This is a genomic window from Moraxella sp. CTOTU47616, assembly GCF_032017465.1.
Taxonomy (GTDB): Bacteria; Pseudomonadota; Gammaproteobacteria; order Pseudomonadales; family Moraxellaceae; genus Faucicola; species Faucicola tetraodonis.
On record NZ_DALZPU010000002.1, the window covers coordinates 1 to 24407 of the forward strand.

The window sequence follows — 24407 nt, forward strand, 5'->3', positions numbered from 1 at the left end:
TATCAAAATTTCCTCATTATGTCCTTTTGTATATTAAATGTTCAACACAACCTAGTTGATGTTGTAGCAGATACAAATAATATGTATGGCTACAATATACATAAATCCTTTCACAAAAACGTCATATTAAATTGTGACAAAAATATTTTTGTTATCTGACCAATTCGTTAATTTTTCTAACGGATATCTAAGTTATAAGTATTTACCACAATCTGCAAGCTTTTTTAACTGCCATACCCCATCAATTAAAGATTGCTATAGTTTATTAAGATAGTTTATTAAGTCTGTGATGTAGCTTAACCACATTGCCCATAATCAAAATCGCTGGGGCGGGCAAGTTTGCCTCGGCTTGTTTTGCCACGATGGTCTCAAGCGTGCCTGTCAATACTTGCTGATGCGGCAAGCTGGCATTGGACACAATCGCAATCGGCGTCGTGGGATTTTTTCCTGCGTTAATCAAGCCACTCGTCAATTTATCAAGCTGTTTTAATCCCATATAAAAAACCACGGTTTGGTTATCATCAAGCCAGCTGGCAAAGTCTTCATTGATGGTATCCGTCTTAAGAGAGGCGGTAACGAACTTGACAGAGTGCGCATACGCACGGTGAGTCAATGGAATACCGGCACAGCTTGCCGCCGCGGTGGCTGCGGTAATCCCCGGCACGACTTCAAAGTTAATCCCAGCTGCAACCAATTGCTCGGCTTCTTCGCCGCCACGCCCAAATACATACGGGTCGCCACCTTTGAGGCGTAACACGCGTTTTCCTTGCTGCGCCTGTTCCACGAGTAGCTCATTGATTTTTTCTTGCCTTACCGCATGATCACTGGCTTTTTTGCCGACGTAGATTTTGGTGGCATCACGCCTGCACAGATCAAGAATCTGCGCTGAAACCAAATTATCATAAAATACCACATCCGCTTGTTGCATCAATCGTAGCGCTTTAAAGGTTAGCAAATCAGGATCGCCTGCCCCTGCACCCACAATATACACCTTACCAAGCTGGGCTTTATCTGTCGGTTGGTTGTTGGCGTGCTGTTGTAGCAGAGTTTCAAGTTGGTCTTCAGCTTTGCTTAGGCTATTTGAATTACCCTCAAATACCGATTCCGCCACTTGCCCTTCAAAGGCTTGCTCCCAAAATTTACGTCTAGCCGTCACATTGGGCAATGCAGCTTTCACTTTATCGCGAAATCTACCTGCCAATCCTGCCAATTCACCATATTGCGGTGGCACGACTGTTTCGATTTTGGCTCGCAGCAGTCTTGCCAGCACAGGGGCTTTGCCTGCACTGGATACCGCAATGGTAATCGGATTGCGGTCAACGATGGCAGGAAAGATAAAGGTACATAGCGGTGGATTATCGACAACATTGACTGGGATAAAACGGGCTTCACAGTCATGAAAAATCTGTGCATTCACCGTTTCATCATCGGTACAAGCAATGACAATGGTTTGTTTATCCAAATATTTTTGCTGATAAACATCGTTAATCAATTGATGACGAGAATCGCTAAATTGTTCGGTCAGTCTTGGCTCATAGCTGGGTGCGACAAAGGTGATTGTCGCGCCAGCTTTATCGAGCAAATCTGCTTTACGCAGTGCCACTTCCCCACCGCCAACCACGAGTACGGGGCGATTTTCTAATTTAAAAAATAGCGGTAAGGTATTCATAGACATTCTCAACATTAGATAGTGACAAGAACAATTAAGCTGAACCGAAGTTCAGCTTAACATTATCATACATACTGCCGATCAAAAATTATAATTGTGTGTGTAGACCACATTCACGGTTCTCTTCAACTTTGGTTGGGTCAAAGTAGTCATGTTCATTTGGCAAATCATGCTCTTTTAAGTAAGCTTCTAGGTCATCTTCTGACCAATGGAACAATGGCGCTACTTTTAATACGCCGTCTTTGCTTTCTGACAACACGTCAAGCGATTGACGAAATTCTGTTTGGTCTTTACGAATCGCATTAATCCATACATCAGGGGCAATTTCTTTTAACGCACGTCCAAATGGCTCAAGTTTGACTTGCTCAGTGAATTTTGCGTGCGCTGGGTTATTGACGCTAGGTACACCATTGAACTCGACATCACGCCAAGCTGCGGTTTGTTGTGGCAAGTAGGTAATCACGTTTAAGTTTAGACGTTTAATCAAATCTTGCGCATGGCGGTAAGTGGCTTCAGTGTTGTAGCCAGAATCCACGAACAATACTTTGATATCAGGACGTTGTTTGGCAACCATCTCTAACAGTACCACTTCGTAAGGGCGAAAGTTGGTAGTGATGATAGGATTACTACCTTGTGCCAGTGCCCAAGCAATGATTTCCTCTGGGGTTTTGCCATTCAATTCTGCGTTAGCTTTGTCTAGATCGATATTTAATTTATTGCTCATTGGATTTCCTGATGTTTTATGGTGAAAAATTGGGATACGCTATGCTAATCAATTATGCGATGTTTAAAAAATGATTTTTAATGATATTATTATGAAAATTTAGAATTAACAAATTGACTGGAAATGCAGAAACCAGAAGTTAAAAAGGATAAGGTAGCAACTGGCTAACATTAAAAAAGCGAACCCTTAGATTCGCTCAATCTTAGCATCATTCAACAATTAATTGGCAAAAATCGGCAATTGCGTCACACTGCGACCTGTATAGCGGTGTTTGATATCGACAAAATAATCAAACCAACTGGGGTTAAAATCGCTGTCATCAATATCAAACTCACTAAACCCTACTTCGGTGAGCAGCTGCAACGTATCTGGCAAGATATCACCGCTGGCGCGCAACACAATAGCGGGGGTATAACTGGGGTGTTGCTGGATTTTTTGCGCTAAACTATAACCGCGTCCATCACGAAAACCATGAAAATCAATCACAATCACCGACAGTAGCGGCATCACTTTGACAAAGTCCTGGTGCAAAAACTGATAATCACTAGCACCCGATAAAATAATACCCAGTTTTTTATCGCCCAACCGATGGGAAAGCGCTACCAAATCATCCGCTTCTAACTGCGGTTTTGGCGGATTTTTCTCGCTAAATTCGACAGGGCGATAGTCTACCAAAATTTCAGTGATATCTGAGGCATACTGGGATGGGTCGATATGCTCGATTTTTTGCTCATGAATACTCACGCTGACTGACTTTACATTATCAATCACTTGGCTTTGGTTAATAAGTGCCATGGCTTATCCCTCCACCGGCTGTTCTGATTTGTCACGATATACATACTCTTTAAATGGCTCAATACCGATACGATCAACAACTTCGGCAAATGTTTCGCTACCAAAGTCGGTATCCGCCGCTTGGCGATATTTAAGGTAGACTTGCAGGATATCATCCACCGTCGCCGCAACCGCATCGACAGGCACGGATTTGCCCAAAATATCGCCTAATTTGGCGTTTTGACCCGATCTACCACCGAGCGAAATTTGGTACCAATGCTCGCCTTTTTTGTCCACACCCAAAATACCGATATCTGCGACATGGTGATGCGCACAGGCATTCATACAGCCTGACATGTTTAGGCGAATTTCACCAATATCATGGACAAAGTCTGCGTCTTGGAAATATTGGTTGACTTGGTTGACGATATTTAAGGTGCTGGCATTGGCCAATGAACAATAGTCAAAGCCTGGGCATGAGATAATATCCGTCAATAAGCCAATATTTGGGCGGGCAAGGTGGTATTGTTTGAGCACCTGATAGACGTCATATACATCTTCAAGTTTGACGTCCGTGAGCACCAAGTTTTGATGATGGGTGCCGCGCACTTCACCAAAGCTGTATTTATCCGCCAAATCAGCCACCACGCGCATTTGGGTAGCGGTGATATCGCCGGTATCTTGCATAAAATGTTTGAGTGAGATAATCACCACGTGATAGCCTTTGACTTTATGCTCGCGGGTATTTTGGTTAAACCAACGCACAAACTCGCTATCTTCAAACTGGGTAGCCAGTTTGTCTTGGCTAGCTTGTAATTGTTGTTGGCTGAATGTTTGGTACGCCGGCTGTGGAAAGAAGGTTTTGGCGTGTTCAATTTGTTCAGCTGTCAGTGTTAATGCACCGTCTTTATTGTGTTTTTCCCAATCTTCTTCCACGATTCGTGAAAACGCTTCGGCGCCCATACTTTCAACTAAAATCTTGATACGCGCTTTGTATTTATTGTCACGGCGACCGTATTGGTTGTAGACACGTAAGATGGCATCTAAATAAGAGAGTAAATGGCGTTCAGGTAAAAACGGACGAATCACTTTGCCAATCACAGGCGTGCGCCCTAGACCACCGCCCACAATCACTTCAAAGCCAATGTCACCTGCGTCATTTTTGACCACATGCAGGCCAATGTCATGCAGCTGTGTCGCTGCACGGTCTGAGCAAGTACCGATGACTGCAATTTTAAATTTACGCGGTAAATAGGTAAATTCTGGGTGAAACGTTGACCATTGACGAATGATTTCACAATACGGGCGCGGATCGGCGATTTCATCAGCCGTCACACCGGCAAACTGGTCAGTGGTGGTATTGCGGATACAGTTGCCCGAGGTTTGAATCGCATGCATTTGTACCGATGCCAATTCTGCCAAAATATCGGGTACTTCTTCTAATTTTGGCCAGTTAAATTGCATATTGGTACGGGTGGTGATATGACCATAGCCACGGTCGTATTTTTCGCTGATGTCGGCAAGTTTACGCAGTTGATACGTCGCAAGCAGACCATAAGGAATCGCCACGCGAAGCATCGGCGCATGACGCTGAATATATAGACCGTTCATCAGGCGTAATGGCAAGTACGCTTCTTCACTGAGCTCGCCAGCCAAAAAACGTCGGGTTTGGTCGCGAAACTGCTCGACCCGATCGTCTACCAATTGTTGGTCAATTGCGTTGTATTTATACATGCGGATTCCTATGTCACTAATACAAATTCTAATTACAAATTAAATTTAAAACTTTTAGCTTTTGCAGCCATTTCAACTGGGTGAAATTTTAACCTGCCTATCATAAATGCCCAAGGGGTTTTTAGTAAATTCCATTTTTACATAAATATATCGAGTTACTGCATTTATTATTGCGAACCGTAATATTCTATTATACGCTACCTTAATTTTTTTGAACCGTCTGTTTTTTTGACACGTTAATTTTGACCCGCTAATATAGGAAATCCGATGAGCCAAAGCGCCACTTCAACTCTCCATTCTCTAAGCCAACTAGTACCACCGCACGGTAGTGACACATTAAAAGAAAAATTACTTAAAGGCGATGCGCTAACCGCTGCCCAGCAAAAAGCCAAAAATCTCCCAAAAATCCAAATCAGCTCCCGTGAAGCCGGTGATTTGATTATGCTCGGTATTGGCGGCTTTACCCCGCTAGATGGTTTTATGAACCAAGCAGACTGGCAAAGCGTATGTGACAATATGCATTTAACCACTGGCGACAATGCGGGCGTATTTTGGCCCATTCCTATTACCCTATCGACCGATACTGCCACTGCCGATACGCTAAACCCAGGTGATGACATTGCGCTGGAATACCAAGGTGAAATCATGGGGATTTTGACCTTAAGCGAAAAATACCGCATTGATAAAGCGCACGAATGCCAAACCGTCTTTGGCACCACAGAGCTTGAGCATCCCGGCGTTGCCATGGTAATGGCACAAGGTGATGTCAATCTAGCTGGCGATGTGGTGGTGTTAAGCGAAGGCGAATTCCCGAGCAAATATGGTGATATCTACCTCACTCCGGCACAAACCCGTGACATCTTTACTCAAAATGGCTGGAAAACCGTCGCTGCTTTCCAAACCCGTAACCCGATGCACCGCTCACATGAATACCTTGCCAAAATCGCCATTGAAATCTGTGATGGCGTACTCATTCATTCATTGCTTGGCGCATTAAAACCTGGGGATATTCCTGCAGACGTACGCCAAGAAGCCATTGGTACATTAATCGACCATTACTTCCGTAAAGACACGGTCATCCAAGCAGGCTATCCACTGGATATGCGCTATGCCGGTCCACGTGAAGCATTATTACATGCCTTATTTCGTCAAAACTATGGTTGTAGCCATTTGATTGTCGGGCGTGACCATGCAGGCGTGGGTGATTACTATGGCGCGTTTGATGCGCAGCATATTTTTGATACGCTCAAACCGAATGATTTAATCACCCAACCGTTAAAAATTGACTGGACATTCTGGTGTGACGCTTGTGACTCGATGGCATCGACCAAAACTTGTCCACACGATGCCAGTCATCATGTCAAAGTCTCAGGTACCAAATTGCGTAAAGCCCTATCTGAAGGGGAAGACGTGCCTGATAACTTCAGCCGTCCAGAAGTGTTAGCGGTACTTCGTAACTACTATGAAGGCTTAGAAGATCATCAAAAACATAAAGTTGAGCTGACAGGTCACTCTGCAAAATAATTATTGCGAGGTTTAACGCTTATCAATCGATAAAAAGGGTATGTGATAATACCCTTTTTTTTATCTAACCTTTAGCAAAAAAATTAGCAATGAAAAAGAAGCACGGGGCTTCTTTTTTTATTGCTTAACATTGCTTAACTGAGCTAAATTTAATTAAGGCTAAATTTAACTAAGCTAAATCACATATTCGACGTGCGAATCTTGCAGAAAATTGGCAACAAAATGATTCGAAGGATGATTGACTAGCGTCTCATAATCTCCAATTTGCACGATTTGACCTTGGTTCATCACCACAATTTCATCGGATAATTCTGCCGCTTCTTCTTGGTCATGGGTCACTAAAATACTGGTGACACCGAGCTCATGATGAATTGAGCGCAGCCAAGCGCGTAATTCTTTACGCACCTTGGCATCGAGGGCGCCAAATGGCTCATCGAGTAACAACAGCTTTGGCTCTACCGCCAATGCACGCGCCAATGCGATACGCTGACGCTGACCGCCTGAGAGTTGATGCGGGTATTTTTTTGCGGTTTGGGATAGTTGCACCAGCTCCAGCAGATGATTGACCTTTTTGCTGATTTCCGCGTTGCTTAGGCGTTTGTTTTTTGGCATGACGGTCAAGCCAAACGCCACGTTATCAAACACGGTCATATGGCGAAATAACGCGTAATGCTGGAACATAAAGCCGATATGACGCTGCTGGACAGGCACATCGGTCACATCTTCACCATCAAACAAAATACGCCCCGTATCGGCAAGCTCAAGCCCTGCAATGATGCGCAGTAAGGTTGTCTTACCGCAGCCTGAAGGTCCCAAGAGCGAGGTTAATTTGCCCGTCGGTACGGTTAAATTAATCGGTTGTAGTGCAGTAAAGCGACCAAACTGTTTGGTGATATCACGGATTTCGATACTCATGGTATTCTCTTAACTTTTTTTACTTTTTAAATTGCATCAATGTTATTCATCATTGGCAGACTGACGTTTAGTCAACGCCTGCTGCACGATTAAGGTAACGAGTGCCAACAACGCCAACAAACTCGACAACGCAAACGCCGCCGTCATGTTGTATTCATTGTAGGCAATCTCAACCAATAGCGGCATGGTATTGGTTTCACCGCGAATATGACCTGAGACCACACTCACCGCGCCAAACTCACCCATCGCCCGGGCATTGGTCAAAATAATACCGTATAGCAATGCCCATTTGATATTGGGCAGCGTCACCCGCCAAAACATTTGCCAGCCTGAGGCACCGAGTGTTAATGCCGCTTGCTCTTCACTGCTGCCCTGCGACTGCATCAGCGGAATCACTTCACGCGCCACGAATGGAAAAGTCACAAACATGGTGGCAAGCACGATACCGGGAATGGCAAAAATCACTTGAAAACCAAAGTATTCTAGCCAGCCGCCAAGCCAAGTATTGGCGCCCAGTAGTGCCACAAACATCAAGCCTGCGACCACAGGTGACACCGAAAATGGCAAATCTAGCAGCGTGGTGAGGAATTGTTTACCTTTAAAATCAAATCGGGTCAATAGCCAGGCTAATGCAATCCCAATCACCGTATTAATCGGCACCACAATCAGCGCCGTAATCAAGGTAAGCTTGATAGCCGATAATGCCTCGTGATCGGTCAGGGCAGCCACATACAACTGCCAGCCAGATTTTAATGCTTCATAAAACACCGATATCAGCGGAATCACTAGCATGAGCGTCATAAACGCCACCGCAATACCAATTAAGGTATAACGTAGCCATTTCGGCTCACGGGTTGCGGCTTGGGTTTGGTAAGGATATTGGCTGCTATCTATCATACACTTGCCCCGCCCATACGTTTGGTTAATAGCCACTGCAAGGCATTAATGGCAAATAAAATCACAAACGAAATCATCAACATAAACAAAGCAACCGCGGCAGCCCCCTGTACATCAAAACTTTCAAGCTTACCAATAATGATTAACGGCAAAATCTCAGATTTCATCGGTAAATTACCCGCAATAAAAATCACCGAGCCATACTCCCCTGTCGCCCGCGCAAACATCATGCCTGAGCCCATCAGCAAGGCAGGATACAACTCCGGCAAGATGACCCGCCTAAAAGTTGTCAATCTACCAGCGCCCAGCACCGACGCCGCCTCTTCATATTCTGGCGACAGCTCCGCAAGCACAGGTTGCACCGCACGCACAATAAACGGCAAACTCACCACAATCAGCGCCAACCAAATACCAATCGGGGTAAAAGCAATTTTAATGCCGAATGGCGCAAAAAACTGCCCGATTAAACCATTGGGCGCGTATAAGGTTGCTAGCGAAATACCCATTACCGCCGTTGGTAAGGCAAAGGGCAAATCGACGAGCGCATTTAAAATCGACTTTCCCCAAAACTCGTAGCGCACCAACACCCATGCAATCAGCGTACCAAACACCAAATTGGTCAATGTCGCTAGCAATGACATTTTTAGCGACAGTTCAATCGCTGCCTTGACGCGCGGCTCGGCAATGGTTTTGATAAAGCCTGCCACGCCAATATCGGCGGCTGTCATTACCATCGCCACAAATGGCAACAGCACGATAATCGACAATGCCAACACACTAATGCCCAAACTCAAATTAAAAAACGGCATGATATGGCGCTTTTTATTGCGTTTTAAGGGTGTTTTAGGCTGATTGTTTGAGGTTAAATCGGCTTGATGGTTAGCATTGATGCTTGCCATGCAGGGCTTCCTTTACTAATAATCGGTAGGCGACGTCAGAATTTAAACTAATAAACGTACAAAAATAAAGATACGAAATAAACAATTCTGTACCCAAAATCTTAAGCACGGCTATAGTACCATCTCACTTTGAATTTCCAAACTATATTTATGCGCTTTAAATATTCTTAGCTAGAATAAAAAACCAGAGCCGAACTCTGGTTTTGTTAGATAAAAACAGCAAATTATTTTGCCGCAGGTGCCGATGCTATGGTGCTCGTTGGGCTGGCTAGTTGATCAAAGACACCCCCATCTTTGAAGTATTTGGTCATGATATCCGTCCAGCTACCAAATTCGGCATTGGGACTAAAGGTGGTAAGCGCGGGTAATTTATCTTGATTTTTAGCCAGTACCGCAGCATCGCTTGGGCGCAGGTATAAATCTGCTGCCAATTGCTGGGCAGGCTCGCTCCATAAATAATCAAGATACGCTTTCGCTGCGTCGTTGGTGCCTTTTTTATCGGTTACTGATTTAACAATCGCCACGGGGTTTTCTGCTGATATGGTGTAGCTTGGATAGACAATTTGCACATCGCCTTTACCAAACTGTTTAACCGCGAGGTTGGCTTCATTTTCAAAGGTGACTAACACATCGCCAATTTGACGTTGTAAGAACGTGGTAGTCGCCGCACGCCCACCATTTTCATACACCGGTACATTTTTGAGCAACGCTTTGACAAAGTTTTTGGTTTTGCTTTCATCTTTATTAAAACTATGTAAGCCGTAGCCATACGCGCCTAAGAAGGCATAACGCCCATTACCCGTGGTTTTTGGGTTGGCAAGTACGATTTGTACCCCTGGTTTTGCCAAATCAGACCAGTCTTTGATTTGTTTTGGATTGTCTTTACGCACCAAAAACACGATGGCACTGGTATAGGGTACTGCTTTGTTTGGGAATTGGCTTTGCCAATCTTGCGCTACCAAGCCTTTTTTCACCAATAGCTCCACATCTGAGCCTTGGTTCATACTCACTACGTCCGCTTGCAGACCATTGGCAACTGCGAGCGCTTGTTTGCTAGAGCCGCCATGCGATTGCTGAATATCGATGGTTTTGCCGCTATTTTTGGTTTCATAGTCTTTGATAAACAGGGGATTGTAGCTTTTATAAAAGTCACGCGCAACGTCATAGGAGACATTGAGCAGTTTAATACCGCCTTTATCGCTCGCGCCTGCATTTGATTGCGTAGCGGCTTGACCTGAAGCGGGTTGTTGGTCTTGCTGGGTGGGCGCACGTGAACAGCCCGCTAGGCTCACGCCTAATAACGCTAGACTTGATAGCACGGCTACGGTTTTGTGTTGAACCTTAGTTTTTTTTTGAAAATTAACAGTCATCATGGTCACCCCTCATCTCAATGTATAAAAATCAATATATAATGTTAAATGCTAAATTTATTCATACTATTTTACAAAAAAAGCGTCGACAAAAAAAACAATATTATTCTTTATTCATATTCCACTTCTGAATATTACATCATAAAATATAATGTAATATTTAAAATTAAAAATTTAGCAACCTGTATTACACCTGAATCGCACCTGAATCACAAATGTCACGTTGCCAGCGTTATCATTTTCGCCTACAATTTTATTTTTAGTTATCAAGAATTCTCCATGGCAAAAGCTTCCAAAACCGTTATCAAATCAATTGAAGATCAGCTCGCACGACTGGATTTGCAAACCACTCCATTAAATCAGGCTGATGACGTATTTTTGGCGCTGCTTGACGATAGTGAGGATGACAATAAAGCAACTGCAAAGCGTGGCAGTGTTGATAACTTAAGCGTTGATAACTTAAACGATTATGACTTTAGCGAACAATTAGCCATTCAAGATCGCGATAGCCAACTGCAACAGGCGTTAAGCGATACTGTATTATCACTGAGCGATTATCTATCCGCTGTGCAGTTGGTGATTAGTGAAACGTTTGCCCATACCGTTTGGGTAAAAGCTGAAATCCGTAGTCTGTCAGCCAAAGGCGGTCACTACTATTTTGAATTGGCGGATAAAGATATGGATGGCAAAGTCACCGCCAGCTGCCGCGGCACGCTATGGCGTGGTCAAGCAGCCAAAGTACTGTCAAAGTTTGAAAAAAACACTGGCATGAGCCTTGAGCGAGGCTTGAATGTATTGCTCAAAGTCTCAGCCACGTTCCATGCCCAATATGGCTTTTCGCTAAACATCGTCGATATCGACCCCACTTACACACTGGGCGATTTGGCAAAGCAATACCAAATGATTTTAACCAGGCTGCATGAAGAAGGGCTGCTCGATCTCAATCAATCGCTCCCCATGCCGTTTGATATTGAGCATGTGCTCGTCATCGCCCCTGAAAAAGCTGCAGGGCTAGGCGATTTTCGCGCGGATGCCGATAGGCTCGCCAGCACAGGAGCGTGTATTTTTCATTATGAGCACGCCACCTTTCAAGGCAATCACGCCCCTGAAGATATCCGCCAAGCCCTCATTAAAGGCATGAAAAATCTGAGCAAGCAGCATATTACCACAGATTTGATAGTGATTATCCGGGGTGGTGGCGCGGTGGGCGATTTGGCCTATCTCAATGATTACGAACTTGCCGCGCTGGTGGCGGAGCAGCCGATACCGGTATGGGTCGGCATTGGTCATGAGCGCGACCGCGTCATGCTAGATGAAGTGGCACATCAAAGTTTTGATACCCCATCCAAGGTTATCGCAGGCATTCGCAATCATCTGCTCACTATTACCCAAGCTGCCAAACAACATTTTTTGACTATCGAGCAAATTGCTAAGTCCAGCATCATGCAGGCACGCCGTGATAGCGAACAACAACTTACCAAGATACAATCGGCAGCGCAGCGACAATTATCTGCCGCTAAACTTGCCATGGACAACCAATTTGTACAGATTCGCCAACTTGCTTATCAGCAAATCACCACGGCTCGTCAATCGACCAACCAACTGCGTGAGATGACATTGTTACAGCATCCGTCGACCGTATTAACCCGTGGCTATGCGATTATCCGAACCTCGCATCCTACATCAAATACGGTGATGACTTCGATTGCCCAAGTTGAACCCAATACAACCATAACCATTGAATTACAAGATGGCTATCTACAAGCCACTGTCAATGCCAAACAATCAAAAAACTGACCTATCCATCAAGGAATAACCATGACCGAGCCAACCGATTTTAAAAGCGCCTATGAGGTGTTAAAAACAAATGCACAGCTCTTGCAAAACAGTCAAGAGCCCAATATTGACGCGCTGATGACTATTGTAGCGCAGTCCATTGACGCCTATAAAGTATGCCAAGCGCGGATTGATGCCGTTGAAGCCTCGCTTAATCAAGCATTTGAAACAGACTAAGTTTCAATCAAGCAGAAAAGCAGAAAAAAAAGCCACTATCGAAGGATAATGGCTTTTTAGTTGGGCATTTAAATTTCTACTTTGGCACCCATTTCTACCACATTGTTGCTAGGAAGTTTTAGAAACTCAGCCGCGGTGCCGGCATTACGGTGCATATGGGCAAACAATTTTTCACGCCATAACGCCATACCTTTAATACTCTCAGATGCCACCACCGCCTCATGGGATAAGAAATAACTCACCTTGGCAGGATCGAAATCAAAGTTAAATTGCTGAATGTGTTTGAGTGAGTCTGGCACATCAGGGTCATTTTTAAAGCCAAAATTGAGCACCACCTTCCAGCAATTGTGTCCCAAATAGGTCACTTCACTACGTTTGCTAAGACCCACCCAAGGGGTTTCTAAGGTATTAACGGTGACAAAGATATTGTACTCATGCAAGCATTTATTGTGCTTTAAGTTTTGTTTCAACGCCACGGGTACGATATCGACTTCAGAGACCATAAATACAGCAATGCCTTTGATTTTTTTGATATTTTCAAACAGCACTTGGCAGCGCTGGTTGATTAAGATTTTCTCTTGCAGTACCGCTTGCTGATTTTGCAGCTCTTGGATATTCTCAAGTGGCGCGTTTTCAATATCTTGGGTCAGCTTTTCTAATTTGCCTTGCGTCGACTCCAAAGCTATTTGTAAGCGTTTATTGGTAAAACTACCAAACAAGTCATCCAAGAAATTTTTTAAGTTAATTTGTCTTGTGGTATGGGCAATTCTCACCAAGTTACGCCCATCTCGCCAAGTCATCATGAGCACAAACATGACGCCCCCTAACAACAATGGGAACCAGCCGCCTTTGAGCAGCTTCAGCAGATTTGACGCCCAAAACAAGAAATCCACCACAAAGAACAATGAGGTCGCAGCAATACACAGTAGCAAAGGGTATTTCCACGCATAGCGAATCACAAAGAAGGTCAATATCGTGGTAATCAGCATATCCGTACAAACCGCAATACCATAAGCGGCCGCTAACGCACCCGACGATTTAAACATCACCACAGCAAACGCAATGGCGATAAATAAGCCCCAGTTAATCGCTGGAATATACACCTGACCCACTTCTTTGACATTGGTATACACAATACGCATACGCGGTAAAAAGCCCAGTTGCACCGCTTGTTTGGTGATACTAAACGCTCCAGAAATCAGCGCTTGTGACGCAATCACTGTCGCTAATGTTGCCATTACCACCATCGGAATACGCATGGCATCTGGAATCATCAAAAAGAAGGGATTGGATTTGCCATCAGGGTTGGCGAGTAAAAATGCGCCTTGCCCGAAATAATTGAGCAACAAGGCGGGCATGACAATGGAAAACCAAGCGATACGAATCGGTTTTTTGCCAAAATGCCCCATATCGGCATACAAAGCTTCACCGCCTGTCACACACAGGACAACTGCCCCCAAGATGATAAAGGCGAGTGTCGGATTGGTCACCACAAACTGATAAGCATAGATGGGATTGATGGCTTGCAAGATTTCGACATTGTGCTGGATATGATAAACCCCAATGCCAGCAATCAACAAAAACCATAGCACCATCACAGGTCCAAACAGCTTACCAATACCTTTGGTACCAAATTTTTGCACAAAAAATAACAGGAACAAAATGGTCAGTGTGGCAGGTATCACCACACTATGCAGGCGTGGCGATACCACCGTCAAACCCTCTACTGCCGATAGCACCGAGATGGATGGGGTAATCACCCCATCGCCATAAAACAAGCAAGTACCAAATATCCCCATGGTCATAATGATTGCGTGCAATTTTGGGCGATGTTTCACCGCGCTTGATGCCAAGGCGAGCATCGCAATCAGACCGCCTTCCCCTTTATTGTCGGCACGTAGCACCAGCGAGATGTACTTGAGACTGACGATGATGGTGATAGTCCATACAAATAACGACAGCACCCCATAGATATTGGCAACGTTAAAGGCGACATGACCAGAATTAAAAACTTCTTTTACTGAATACAGTACACTGGTACCGATATCGCCATAAACGACCCCGATTGCCCCTAATGTCAGTGCAGGAACCGAGGTTTTAGCATGTGCTTTACTCATAAATTAACGACGCAATTTGATAAGATGGATTATTATAAGTCGAATTATAAAATTGCGGTTAAATTATATTTTGTAACCAAAGTTATCTATGTACTTGACGATAGTAACATTTTATTAGCGTCAATTTGAGATAAGCAACCTAAACCCTTATTTTTAATGGTGAAATGGCGGTTTGGCAAGCCAAATCATACCAATCAATAATAAGAACACCAAGCCAAACACATAAAAGACCTCATTTGAGCCAATAATCAGCGCCTGTTGGTTAATATTTTGGTTGATGAGCGCCAGCGTTTGCTCATAACTCATGCCAGACGCTTGCAGGCTTTTTGACCACGCATCAAAATTGGAATTTTGGGTGATACTTTCGGTCAAATAAGTATGCGCATGATTGCTGCGTCTTTCCCACACAGTCATCACCATTGAAGCGCCAATCCCGCCCGCCAAGGTTCTCACAAAGGTAAAAATCCCTGTCGCTGCCGCCATTTTATGATGCGAAATATTGGAGAGTGCAATGGTGGTTAGTGGCATAAAAAACATGGCGGTACCCAGTCCTTGGATAAACTGCGGCCAAAACACATCCCAAAACGTCATTTGCGGATTAAAATCACTGCGCCATACAAAGGTGGCACAATAAATTAAAAAACTTAACGTCACCAAGATGCGCATATCAATGTTTCGCGCGTATTTACCGATTAAGGGCGTCAACAACACCGGGAAAATACCAATCGGTGCGGCTGCCAACCCTGCCCAAACCGCGGTATAGCCCATGGTCTGCTGCAGCATGACGGGCAATAGCACAATGGCGCCCATATATAGCAAAAATGCCAAGCTAATCACCAATGTGCCAATGGTAAAATTGCGGTCTTGAAAAATCGACAAATCAATAATCGGATGTTCCTCACCGCGCTCCCAAATTATCAAATAACTCAAACATAAAACGCTAATGACGGCTAAAGCAATGATTTCAGGGGAAGCAAACCAATCGAGCTCACGCCCACGATCCAAGAAAAACTGCAGTGCACCCACCCCAACAATCATCAAAACAAGGCCTACTTTATCAATATCGGTCTTGATGACAGGCGTTTCGCGGTCTTTAAGTTGTTGCCATGCCAAAATGATGGCGACAATACCAATCGGAATATTGATAAAAAATATCCAGCCCCAGTGATAATTGTCGCAGATATAACCGCCCAAAATCGGACCTAATATCGGCGCGGTGACGACCACCATAGCAAATAATCCAAGCGCCATTGCCCGTTTTTCAAGCGCAAAAGACTGTAATAATAGGCTTTGTGCCAGTGGAATCATCGGACCTGCTACTGCACCTTGCGCCACCCTGGCAATAATCAGCATCGTCAAACTATGGGACACCCCGCATAGCCATGAACAAAATACAAATAAACTTGCCGACACCAAAAACACTTTGACCGAGCCATACTGACGAGCCAACCACCCTGTGAGGGGAATAGATATCGCGTTGGACACGGCAAACATGGTAATCACCCATGTACCTTGCGAGGTCGCCGCACCCAAATCCCCTGCAATGGTCGGTAATGCCACATTGGCAATGGTCGAATCAAGCACCATCATAAACACCGCCATCGATAGCGCAAATGTCACAATCGCAAGCGGCATCCCTGATAAAGGCGCGGGCTGATTTAGCTGACTACGGGCTTGACTATCAGCCGCTAGCTGCTCGGTATCCATAGTGGGTGAAATTGCTTCCGCCATTTTTCACCTCATGATTGGTTTTGCTGGATGATTTGTTGGATGATTTTGGTCGCGCCTGACATATCGACTTGCGGCTGCAACTGGGCAACCGGTTTGTTGCTAGCGGTTGCGGTAGCCACCTGCGGTTTGCCTTGTTGGTCTCGGCTATCCAGCTCAGCATGCATACTTAGCCCCACGCGTAGCGGATGCTGTTGTAATTCTTTGCTATCGAGGGCAATTCGTACAGGCAGACGCTGGGTGACTTTAATCCAGTTACCGGTGGCGTTTTGGGCAGGCAAAACCGAGAACGCACTGCCCGTCCCTGCTGACAAGCCAATCACTTTGCCATGATAAATAACCTCTTTACCATAGATATCTGATGTTAAATTCACCGCTTGACCTAGGTGAATGTCTTTAATTTGGCTTTCTTTAAAATTGGCATCGACCCACAAATCATGTAGCGGTACAATCACCATCAAAGGGGTGCCTGCGCTGATTTTTTGACCTAATTGCACACCGCGTTTGGCAATTTGCCCATCGATCGGTGCTACGATTTGGGTACGGTTGAGATTGAGCCAAGCGGTTTGGATATTCGCCATCGCGGTTTGTACCGCAGGTTGTGATAGCACATCATTTTTACCCAAATTGGCCACTGTCACATTGCGCTGCGCTTGGGCAGTCACGACCGCAGAGCGAGCGGTGGCTTGCTTGGCAACTGCCGCGTCGAGCTGGGCTTGGGCTTTTTTGATAGTGTCGGCAGCATGCTGGACTTCTTCTTGCGATACCGCTTGACTTGCCATCAAAGCGGCGCGGCGTTGATAGTCAGATTGTGCCGCAAGCAGCGCAATTTTGGCAGATTCAATTTGCGATTGTACTTCATTCATCGCAGTTTGCGCTTGCGAGATATTGACATCAGCTTGTTGAATGGTTGCGGTTTGGGTTTTGTACTGTCTGATTGCGGTGCGCAATTGTGCCTTGGCGGTTTCAAGGGCTAAGCCATTATCCGCTTGGTCTAACGCCACCAAAGTTTGCCCAGCTTTGACCATATCTGTGTCATTGACCCCAATTGCTGTCACCGTTCCCGATATTTGCGCGTTGATTTGTACTTGGTTGCCGCTCACATAGGCGTCTTCGGTACTGACTTGATAGCGCCATTGAGTAACGTATAGCCATAACGTCACTGCAGCAATGGCTAAAACAATCAAGGTAAATACCAATAGGTTTTTTTTACGTTTGGATTTGGCAGGGATTTGGGTTGTGCTATGCGTAGATGCGGGTGTCGGTGCGGGTTCGGGGCTATCATCAACCCCAGTCGGCATGGTTTCAGCCATTTTTTCGTCCTTATCGCTAAACTTGAGTGGCAAAATCTAAAAAATCCGACGGTTGGCAGACGGATTTATGCTAGAAAATAGCTCGATTATGTAATTTGATATGTTTAATGGGTGGCAATATAAAACTATCCTAAACAGCCATCAAGCATCAAATAAAACATAAATGTTGCATAAGAATACAGTTAGGTAGATAATGTTGTTTATTATAAAAATTTTGCGCAATTCATGCGATTGCTAAAATTTAAAGGGTAAGACATAAAGCGTAAGATGAAGAGCGTAAGGATACCAAAAAGCGATGAACGAAAATGATTTACGGGTCATTAAGACTGAACAACATATCGAGCAAGCTTTTCTGGCATTACTGCAGCAGAAACCTTACCGCGCCATCACGGTCCAAGATATTTTAGATACGGCAGCGATTAATCGCTCAACCTTTTATCGTCATTACGCCAGTAAAGAGGCGCTGGCAGAGAAAATGGTGAGTAACTTTCGGCAAGTGTATGAGAAGTTTTTAACCGAACGCTTTAGTGTCGCTAGTCAAGAGAATTTACTGGTGTGTTTGGAACAGTTTTGGGCGTTTATCCACACGCAAAAACAACGCATACTGGCTTTTTGGCAAATCAAAACCCCCAATATTCATTTATATGATGACATGTATGCGTTAATCAAACAAAATTATATTGAGCATGCCAAGCGCCATGGACGCCCAGGCGACTTGGAATTTCAAGGGCATACGTATGCAGGGATTATATTAAACAATTTAAGTTACTGCCTGCAGCAGGACCACCAAATGTCACTCGAGGATATTCGTAGCAATATACAACTGATGATGCAGACAGTGTCTATACAGTAGTCTGTTTTGGCAATAATCTGTCATCGCCATAATCTGCCATAACCCCAATGTCATCATTAGAGTCTAGTGACAGAGCGCTAAAACTAGATTTAGGATTTTTTACCGACTAAATCAATCACCCAAAGCTCCGCTTGCGAGCCTAGCCGAAACGGCACACCCCAAAAACCATACCCCGAGCTTACAATCACATCGGTATTGTTGATACGCTCATAGCCGTAACCCAAACGATTTAAGAATTTGACAATAAAATTGGCAGGAAATATCTGCCCATTATGGGTATGTCCCGACACTTGCAAATCAATCGGTAATTGTACGTTTTGTTCAATCTCATTGGGCTCATGGTCAAGTAAAATTATCGGCTTATCCGTGTTTGACGGCATTAAATCCTTGGTCGCTTTACGATAAGTGGCATGATTATCCAGTCGTCCTACCAACCAAAGCTGGTTATCAACCAACACTTTATCATCTGCCAATAAGGTGATATCGGCTTTTTGGATCGCATCGCGAATCTCGCCTTCATGCCCATACATATCATGATTACCTAGCGTGGCATACGCGCCCATTGGCACTGCACTTGCTAGTTGCTGCAGCGCGGGCTGCATATTTTGCGAGGTATAATAGTCAACATTATCATCCATGATATCGCCAGGCATCAACAGCAGTTGCACGTTCTGTGCTTTTACCATATCGGTTAATCGGTTAATTTGCCGCTCACCGACCATTAGACCCAAATGCAAGTCTGAAACCATCCCAATCCGAATAGGTTTAGCAAGTGGCTGATTAGCAGTCAAGCTGATATGACGAATAGTGGGTGTATAAGCATTATAAATACCCATCAATACCATGCCAAAAAACATGAGCGGCAACAAAATGCGTTCCCCGTAAGTTTGATAACTCACGGAATTAAAAAATTGCGGGGCAACTTTCATCAACACCAGATTAATAATACCCACCACCACCATCGACATGATGACAAACCACAAAATAGTCAGCCAAGTCATAGACAGCTTGAGCCCAAAGCTCGTCAAGCGTGCGATGCCAAATACCAATAACGCATTACTCATCACAAATAGACTAATCATCAAATAGCGAGAAGACCGATCGGATAGCCAAGACCCTGCCCACCACTGCAGCCCCCGCCCCGCCCCATAAGTAAACAATTCAAACAACAATACAATGACGGTCAGAAATATCCAACGCATACTAGCCCCAAATTTTTTATCATAAGTAAAGGTTATATAAAGAATGTTTGTGAATTTACAATGTCGCTTTATCTATTAAAGCCAATCAGTGAATTTGAAAAAATCAATTCATAGTTTTGTAAGTTGGTAATTTAGGCATTAAAAAACCCAACTTACGAGAATAAGTTGGGTTTTTTCGATATCGGCTCATCCGATAGCGGTATTGTGGCAGGTTTATTGATTTTTAACAAGCAATAAATTTGCTATAATAACCCTTTTGGCACTTTTAAAAATTATGACTTATTCAACTGCTGTTAATTTATCTGATATTGCGAGCCCTGCCCAAACCCGCGTCATTGTGGGGATGTCAGGGGGCGTTGATTCTTCTGTCACCGCCGTTTTGCTCAAAGAAGCGGGCTTTGATGTTGAAGGCTTGTTTATGAAAAACTGGGAAGAAGATGACGGTACCGAATATTGTACCGCCATGACTGACCTTGCTGATGCGCAAGCGGTCGCTGATAAAATCGGCATTAAACTGCATACTGCCAACTTTGCCATGGAATATTGGGATCGCGTATTTGAGCATTTTTTGGCGGAATATAGCGCTGGTCGCACCCCAAATCCTGATATTTTATGCAACAAAGAAGTCAAGTTTAAAGCCTTTTTGGATTATGCGCTAACCTTGGGGGCGGACTATATTGCCACCGGTCACTATGCGCGCCGCGGTTTTAGCGATGAAACTGGCAAAGCGCCACTACTGCGCGGACTTGATAACAATAAAGACCAAAGCTACTTTCTGCACGCGGTGGCAGGCGATAAAATCGCCAAAACCTTGTTCCCTGTGGGTGCGTTAGAAAAACCTGAAGTACGCCGTATTGCCGAGCAATATGATTTAGCGACAGCGAAGAAAAAAGACTCTACCGGCATTTGTTTTATCGGCGAGCGACGCTTTAAAGACTTTTTACAGCAGTATTTGCCCGCTCAAAAAGGCGATATCTATACCGATGATGGCAAAAAAATCGGCACCCACGATGGCTTAATGTATTACACGCTTGGTCAACGTGGGGGTATTGGTATTGGTGGGGTCAAAGATAGAGATGAGGCGCCTTGGTTTGTGTTACACAAAGACTTGGATAATAATCGCCTGATTGTCGGTCAAGGGCATGACCATCCGATGCTACAATCCACCAAATTGACTGCCTATAAACTTGACTGGGTGGTTGATGCGCCCACCCAACTATTTACTGCCCAAGGTTATCGCTGTACCGCCAAGACGCGCTATCGTCAGCCCGATCAAGCCTGTACAGTTTTTGCCCTTGATGAAACGGGGGACACTATAAAAGTGGTGTTTGACGAGCCACAGCGTGCGGTGACGCCCGGTCAGTCTTGTGTGTTTTATCAAGATGACATCTGTTTAGGCGGTGGCGTGATTCAAACCATCGATGCCCCTACTAGCTTAGCTGAAGTTTAATACACATCAAGACACAAACAGCGCAAATTGATACCATTTGCGCTTTTTTATACCCTGTTGATTAAGAAAAGTTTGCGGCTAAGCGTTTGTTCCACCCCGCTTTTTTTCGTAAGTACCCAATTCCCCAGCAGCTTAAATAAATCACAAATGAAATGGTAGTAATATAAGGTGAAATCGGCAGTCCAGGTCCTAACGATAGTAATATCCCGCCGACCCCAGCGGTGATGGCAAACAGCATGGACAACAAATAAACATAGATGGGTCTAGCCGTCACTTGACTCGCCGCCGCCGCAGGCGTGATGAGTAACGATAATAACAGCAATGCACCGACAAACTGCACACTCACCGCCACCACAAGACTCAGTGCAAACATAAACAGCAAGGATAAAAATGTTAAATTCAAATGCTGTGCTTGGGCAACTTGCGGGTCGACTGCGGCAAATAACATGCGCTGACCAAATATGGCAATGATTGATAGCACAATCACCGCAACCACTAACATCGACTGCAATTCAGCGGGCGTGATTGCAACAATTTGCCCGGTTAATAAGCCAAATTTATTGGAGGAGCGCCCTTGATACAAGGATAAAAACAACACCCCCAGCCCAAGCCCGAATGGCAACAAAATACCCACCACTGAGTTGCGGTTTTTGCCATCAATACCCATGACCCCCAACACCATGCCAGCCATCACCGCCCCAATGATGGCGCCTAGAGTGACTGAAGACCCTAACCATAAGGCACAAGCCGCCCCAGCAAAGGACAGCTCTGCTGTCCCATGCACGGCAAACGCCATATCGCGTGCCTGTACCATTGGTCCAATGAATCCCGCCATCACACCCAACAATACCGCGGCCACGATGGACGTTGATACCAAGGGCAACAGCTCAGCAAAGTTATCAAAATTGATGATGGTATGTAGCCAAGTCGTGAGCAGCATGTAAATTCCAAAAGTTAAAAAACCATCGAACGTGATGGCTTGTATTTGATTGAAGCAAATAAATTAGCGAAATCGATTGATTAAGTCGACACCATCGAGGTTGGCAGTCGCATTTTCAAGGCGCAGCACTTTATCTACCAAAGGTATAATCGGTTCGAGTTCATGGCTAATCATCAAAATCGCAGTATGATGCGCCTGTTTGCGATGGGCTAAAATATCACTGACCACATACTGGCTTGCCACATCAAGACTCAGCAGCGGCTCATCCATCAACAAAACATCAGGCTCAGCGACCAAGGCTTGGGCAATACGCATGCGCTGCTGCTCACCACCCGAGAGCATGGTAAGCGGCGCATCACAAAATGACTCACCGCCGACTTCCGCAATGGCTTTATCCACCAAATATTTTTTTTGTTTTGCCGTCTGCCAAAAACCACCCAAGGTTTTTTTGGGGCTAAACAGACCAAACAAATAATTTTCCCCATCCAGCCCTAGCTGCACCAAGTCCCTACCCCGAATCGGTAGTTTTGGCGCAAAGTCTTTGAGCTGAGGCACATAGCCCACCCGAATATCTTTGCCAAGCGTGATTGAACCACTGGATAGTGGCACAAGCTTGAGTAAACTTCGCAGCAATGTTGTCTTGCCTGTACCGTTGGCGCCGAGTAATGCCACAAATTCACCCGATAAAATCGAAAAATTGACATCCTGCCATAGCAGACGTTGTCCAAAGTGCATACTGCCATCTTTGACTTGCAAAACGACTTGCTGTGAATGGGGCAGTTTGACAAACGATTGGCAATGAATGGCCTGCGCAAACTGCCGCTCGCTATTGGCTATTTTGGTGGTTGACATGGGCATGGTAGCTACTTCTTCATCCTAACTGCAAGATTAACGACAAGGATGGTTGATTGGCAATATCACATTGCAAAAAATCTGGGATAAAAAATTAAGCATTATAAGCGATAACCAGCCAATACTATACCAATTAACGCAAATTTTTCCCCAAATGCGTTAATGGGTAATCTAAAATTTTTAGGCTAGTTAAATTAGCGCGTCGCTGCCGCAAAATCATCTAGGGTTTTTTCAATAAATTGCGTATAGCTTGTCACGCCATCGGGAAAGGTTTCATAGACCGCCACAACTGGGACTGCTAATGCCTTCGCCAATGTGATTAGTTGCTTTGAGGTGGCATCTTCGGTCTGGGCATTGACCACCAACAAACCCACTTGTTTATTGCTTAGCAGGCTTTTGCTGTCATTGAGCACTTTGACCGATACCCCTGCATCCGTCTCTGATTGCACGACATACGCTTTTGGCGTTACATCCTTGATGCCCATATCAGCTAGCAAATACCCGATGACAGGCTCAGTAGCAAAGGCAGTGATGACTTTTTGCTGTCCGATTTGTTGGGCTTTGACTTTGAGCGCATCAATTTGCTGGATAAAGTGTTGGGTATTTTTTGCATAAATTGCTTGATTGGCAGGTGATGTTGCAGCCAATTGCTTGTTGACCGCTTCAGCCACTTTTTTTGCTGTATCAAGGGAGAAAAACACGTGCTCATTGAAGTCACCGTGCGAGTGACTATGTACTTCGCTATGCCCTTCACTGGGCAAGTGAGGATGATCTGATGGTTGCGGATCAGCGGTCTTTATTTCGTGTTGGTGTTGTTCACTGGCAGGCTCATCTGCCGCATTGTCTATGTTAGGCGACAGTCGTGAAAGTGCTACGGCATTAATCACTACAGGTTTATGACTCACCGACTCAGCTAAGCTCATACCCCAATTATCATACCCGCCACCGTTGACCAGCATGATAGCGGACTTAGTGATATTAAGCTTGTCGGTCGCTGTGGCTTGATAATCATGCGGATCTTGTGATAAATCATCGACCCCCACAATCACATTGACTTTATCCCCCCCGACCGCTTTGGCCACCGAACCCCACACATTGGTGGTGGCATACACGGTGGGTAATTGGGTATCAATAACGGTGTTTGATGAGACTGTTGTAGCTGAGCTATTTGATGCGGATTGATTTGAGGCTGATTGATTTGAAGTGGATTGATTGTCAGTCTGCTTTTGGCAGCCTGTTAATCCCCCCAATAGGCTCAGCGTCAATGTTACCCCTGCAATCGCCGGGGTTTTTAGTAGCCTTAGTAGCAAAAAAGGTCGGCTAAAAAAAGCATATTTGTTAATCAATGCGTTTATCATGCTGGGTCGCCAAATCAAGTATTGAGAATATTAAAAATGTTATATTATAACATTTTAATGGTGTTCTCAAGGTAG

At 44.8% G+C, this 24407-nt stretch carries 19 protein-coding genes and 1 pseudogene; 5 read left to right on the plus strand and 15 right to left on the minus strand.

Annotated features, from left to right (window positions below; genetic code table 11):
- Window positions 1–265: 265 nt before the first annotated feature.
- The 4 genes from cysG to RTS10_RS02135 form a co-directional block, all read right to left on the minus strand.
- Window positions 266–1669: a siroheme synthase CysG gene (gene cysG, locus RTS10_RS02120; protein WP_312539018.1), complete on the minus strand. Its 1404-nt coding sequence runs from the start codon at window positions 1667–1669 to the stop codon at window positions 266–268.
- Between the two features lie 88 nt (window positions 1670–1757).
- On the minus strand, window positions 1758–2393 hold the full coding sequence (locus tag RTS10_RS02125) for a phosphoadenosine phosphosulfate reductase domain-containing protein (RefSeq protein WP_219332841.1): 636 nt from the start codon (window positions 2391–2393) through the stop codon (window positions 1758–1760).
- A 219-nt stretch (window positions 2394–2612) separates the two neighbouring features.
- The gene (locus RTS10_RS02130) at window positions 2613–3188 is read right to left on the minus strand and encodes a DUF934 domain-containing protein (RefSeq protein WP_099834026.1); all 576 of its coding nucleotides are present in this window, start codon (window positions 3186–3188) and stop codon (window positions 2613–2615) included.
- A gap of 3 nt (window positions 3189–3191) precedes the next feature.
- Window positions 3192–4901, minus strand: a complete 1710-nt coding sequence (locus tag RTS10_RS02135; RefSeq protein ID WP_312385405.1) for a nitrite/sulfite reductase — start codon at window positions 4899–4901, stop codon at window positions 3192–3194.
- 267 nt (window positions 4902–5168) lie between these two features.
- Here RTS10_RS02135 and sat point away from each other — a divergent pair, with 267 nt between their 5' ends.
- A complete protein-coding gene (sat, locus tag RTS10_RS02140) occupies window positions 5169–6425 on the plus strand; it encodes a sulfate adenylyltransferase (RefSeq protein ID WP_312523665.1) in 1257 nt (418 codons plus the stop codon).
- A 204-nt stretch (window positions 6426–6629) separates the two neighbouring features.
- Here sat and RTS10_RS02145 read toward each other — a convergent pair.
- The 4 genes and pseudogenes from RTS10_RS02145 to RTS10_RS02160 form a co-directional block, all read right to left on the minus strand.
- Window positions 6630–7340 (minus strand): annotated as a pseudogene (locus RTS10_RS02145) (sulfate/molybdate ABC transporter ATP-binding protein); the annotation flags it as partial.
- Window positions 7341–7382: 42 nt separating this feature from the next.
- Window positions 7383–8237, minus strand: a complete 855-nt coding sequence (gene cysW / locus RTS10_RS02150) for a sulfate ABC transporter permease subunit CysW (protein WP_076776614.1) — start codon at window positions 8235–8237, stop codon at window positions 7383–7385.
- On the minus strand, window positions 8234–9136 hold the full coding sequence (cysT, locus tag RTS10_RS02155; RefSeq protein WP_312539020.1) for a sulfate ABC transporter permease subunit CysT: 903 nt from the start codon (window positions 9134–9136) through the stop codon (window positions 8234–8236). The genes cysW and cysT overlap by 4 nt, the downstream gene beginning before the upstream one ends.
- 224 nt (window positions 9137–9360) lie before the next feature.
- Window positions 9361–10509 carry a sulfate ABC transporter substrate-binding protein gene (locus tag RTS10_RS02160; RefSeq protein ID WP_409455575.1) on the minus strand — a complete coding sequence of 383 codons (1149 nt, stop codon included), beginning with the start codon at window positions 10507–10509 and terminating at the stop codon, window positions 9361–9363.
- Between the two features lie 276 nt (window positions 10510–10785).
- Here RTS10_RS02160 and xseA point away from each other — a divergent pair, with 276 nt between their 5' ends.
- Window positions 10786–12303 (plus strand): exodeoxyribonuclease VII large subunit, encoded by a 1518-nt coding sequence (gene xseA, locus RTS10_RS02165; RefSeq protein WP_312539021.1) that lies wholly within the window; start codon window positions 10786–10788, stop codon window positions 12301–12303.
- A gap of 21 nt (window positions 12304–12324) precedes the next feature.
- Complete coding sequence (xseB, locus tag RTS10_RS02170; RefSeq protein WP_036603655.1) at window positions 12325–12519, plus strand: exodeoxyribonuclease VII small subunit; 195 nt, start codon at window positions 12325–12327, stop codon at window positions 12517–12519.
- 68 nt (window positions 12520–12587) lie between these two features.
- Here the strand turns inward: xseB and RTS10_RS02175 are convergent, their stop codons facing one another.
- From RTS10_RS02175 to RTS10_RS02185, 3 genes are all read right to left on the minus strand, one after another.
- Window positions 12588–14636, minus strand: a complete 2049-nt coding sequence (locus RTS10_RS02175; RefSeq protein ID WP_312385400.1) for a potassium transporter Kup — start codon at window positions 14634–14636, stop codon at window positions 12588–12590.
- A 153-nt stretch (window positions 14637–14789) separates the two neighbouring features.
- Entirely contained in the window at window positions 14790–16367 is a 1578-nt protein-coding gene (locus RTS10_RS02180) for a DHA2 family efflux MFS transporter permease subunit (RefSeq protein WP_312539022.1), read from the minus strand.
- 8 nt (window positions 16368–16375) lie between these two features.
- Window positions 16376–17677 carry an HlyD family efflux transporter periplasmic adaptor subunit gene (locus RTS10_RS02185; protein ID WP_312539023.1) on the minus strand — a complete coding sequence of 434 codons (1302 nt, stop codon included), beginning with the start codon at window positions 17675–17677 and terminating at the stop codon, window positions 16376–16378.
- A gap of 295 nt (window positions 17678–17972) precedes the next feature.
- Between RTS10_RS02185 and RTS10_RS02190 the strand changes: the two genes are divergently transcribed.
- The gene (locus tag RTS10_RS02190) at window positions 17973–18530 is read left to right on the plus strand and encodes a TetR/AcrR family transcriptional regulator (RefSeq protein WP_312539024.1); all 558 of its coding nucleotides are present in this window, start codon (window positions 17973–17975) and stop codon (window positions 18528–18530) included.
- Window positions 18531–18619: 89 nt separating this feature from the next.
- Here RTS10_RS02190 and RTS10_RS02195 read toward each other — a convergent pair whose 3' ends face one another.
- Window positions 18620–19732, minus strand: coding sequence for a metallophosphoesterase (locus tag RTS10_RS02195; protein WP_312539026.1), 1113 nt, complete (start codon window positions 19730–19732; stop codon window positions 18620–18622).
- A 274-nt stretch (window positions 19733–20006) separates the two neighbouring features.
- Between RTS10_RS02195 and mnmA the strand changes: the two genes are divergently transcribed.
- Window positions 20007–21182 (plus strand): tRNA 2-thiouridine(34) synthase MnmA, encoded by a 1176-nt coding sequence (mnmA, locus tag RTS10_RS02200; protein WP_312539028.1) that lies wholly within the window; start codon window positions 20007–20009, stop codon window positions 21180–21182.
- Between the two features lie 61 nt (window positions 21183–21243).
- On the opposite strand, the gene RTS10_RS02205 is transcribed toward mnmA, so the two are convergent.
- The 3 genes from RTS10_RS02205 to RTS10_RS02215 form a co-directional block, all read right to left on the minus strand.
- Window positions 21244–22122 (minus strand): metal ABC transporter permease, encoded by an 879-nt coding sequence (locus tag RTS10_RS02205; protein ID WP_312539029.1) that lies wholly within the window; start codon window positions 22120–22122, stop codon window positions 21244–21246.
- Between the two features lie 63 nt (window positions 22123–22185).
- Complete coding sequence (locus tag RTS10_RS02210) at window positions 22186–22980, minus strand: metal ABC transporter ATP-binding protein (protein WP_312539030.1); 795 nt, start codon at window positions 22978–22980, stop codon at window positions 22186–22188.
- Window positions 22981–23168: 188 nt separating this feature from the next.
- Window positions 23169–24332 (minus strand): metal ABC transporter solute-binding protein, Zn/Mn family, encoded by a 1164-nt coding sequence (locus RTS10_RS02215; protein WP_312539032.1) that lies wholly within the window; start codon window positions 24330–24332, stop codon window positions 23169–23171.
- Window positions 24333–24407: the final 75 nt, after the last annotated feature.

What these genes read in the sequence shown, in the direction of transcription:
- cysG (WP_312539018.1), bottom strand. Translation starts at nt 1,669, where the DNA reads ATGAATACCTTACCGCTATTTTTTAAATTAGAAAATCGCCCCGTACTC.
- RTS10_RS02125 (WP_219332841.1), bottom strand. Translation starts at nt 2,393, where the DNA reads ATGAGCAATAAATTAAATATCGATCTAGACAAAGCTAACGCAGAATTG.
- RTS10_RS02130 (WP_099834026.1), bottom strand. Translation starts at nt 3,188, where the DNA reads ATGGCACTTATTAACCAAAGCCAAGTGATTGATAATGTAAAGTCAGTC.
- RTS10_RS02135 (WP_312385405.1), bottom strand. Translation starts at nt 4,901, where the DNA reads ATGTATAAATACAACGCAATTGACCAACAATTGGTAGACGATCGGGTC.
- sat (WP_312523665.1), top strand. Translation starts at nt 5,169, where the DNA reads ATGAGCCAAAGCGCCACTTCAACTCTCCATTCTCTAAGCCAACTAGTA.
- cysW (WP_076776614.1), bottom strand. Translation starts at nt 8,237, where the DNA reads ATGATAGATAGCAGCCAATATCCTTACCAAACCCAAGCCGCAACCCGT.
- cysT (WP_312539020.1), bottom strand. Translation starts at nt 9,136, where the DNA reads ATGGCAAGCATCAATGCTAACCATCAAGCCGATTTAACCTCAAACAAT.
- RTS10_RS02160 (WP_409455575.1), bottom strand. Translation starts at nt 10,509, where the DNA reads ATGATGACTGTTAATTTTCAAAAAAAAACTAAGGTTCAACACAAAACC.
- xseA (WP_312539021.1), top strand. Translation starts at nt 10,786, where the DNA reads ATGGCAAAAGCTTCCAAAACCGTTATCAAATCAATTGAAGATCAGCTC.
- xseB (WP_036603655.1), top strand. Translation starts at nt 12,325, where the DNA reads ATGACCGAGCCAACCGATTTTAAAAGCGCCTATGAGGTGTTAAAAACA.
- RTS10_RS02175 (WP_312385400.1), bottom strand. Translation starts at nt 14,636, where the DNA reads ATGAGTAAAGCACATGCTAAAACCTCGGTTCCTGCACTGACATTAGGG.
- RTS10_RS02180 (WP_312539022.1), bottom strand. Translation starts at nt 16,367, where the DNA reads ATGGCGGAAGCAATTTCACCCACTATGGATACCGAGCAGCTAGCGGCT.
- RTS10_RS02185 (WP_312539023.1), bottom strand. Translation starts at nt 17,677, where the DNA reads ATGGCTGAAACCATGCCGACTGGGGTTGATGATAGCCCCGAACCCGCA.
- RTS10_RS02190 (WP_312539024.1), top strand. Translation starts at nt 17,973, where the DNA reads ATGAACGAAAATGATTTACGGGTCATTAAGACTGAACAACATATCGAG.
- RTS10_RS02195 (WP_312539026.1), bottom strand. Translation starts at nt 19,732, where the DNA reads ATGCGTTGGATATTTCTGACCGTCATTGTATTGTTGTTTGAATTGTTT.
- mnmA (WP_312539028.1), top strand. Translation starts at nt 20,007, where the DNA reads ATGACTTATTCAACTGCTGTTAATTTATCTGATATTGCGAGCCCTGCC.
- RTS10_RS02205 (WP_312539029.1), bottom strand. Translation starts at nt 22,122, where the DNA reads ATGCTGCTCACGACTTGGCTACATACCATCATCAATTTTGATAACTTT.
- RTS10_RS02210 (WP_312539030.1), bottom strand. Translation starts at nt 22,980, where the DNA reads ATGCCCATGTCAACCACCAAAATAGCCAATAGCGAGCGGCAGTTTGCG.
- RTS10_RS02215 (WP_312539032.1), bottom strand. Translation starts at nt 24,332, where the DNA reads ATGATAAACGCATTGATTAACAAATATGCTTTTTTTAGCCGACCTTTT.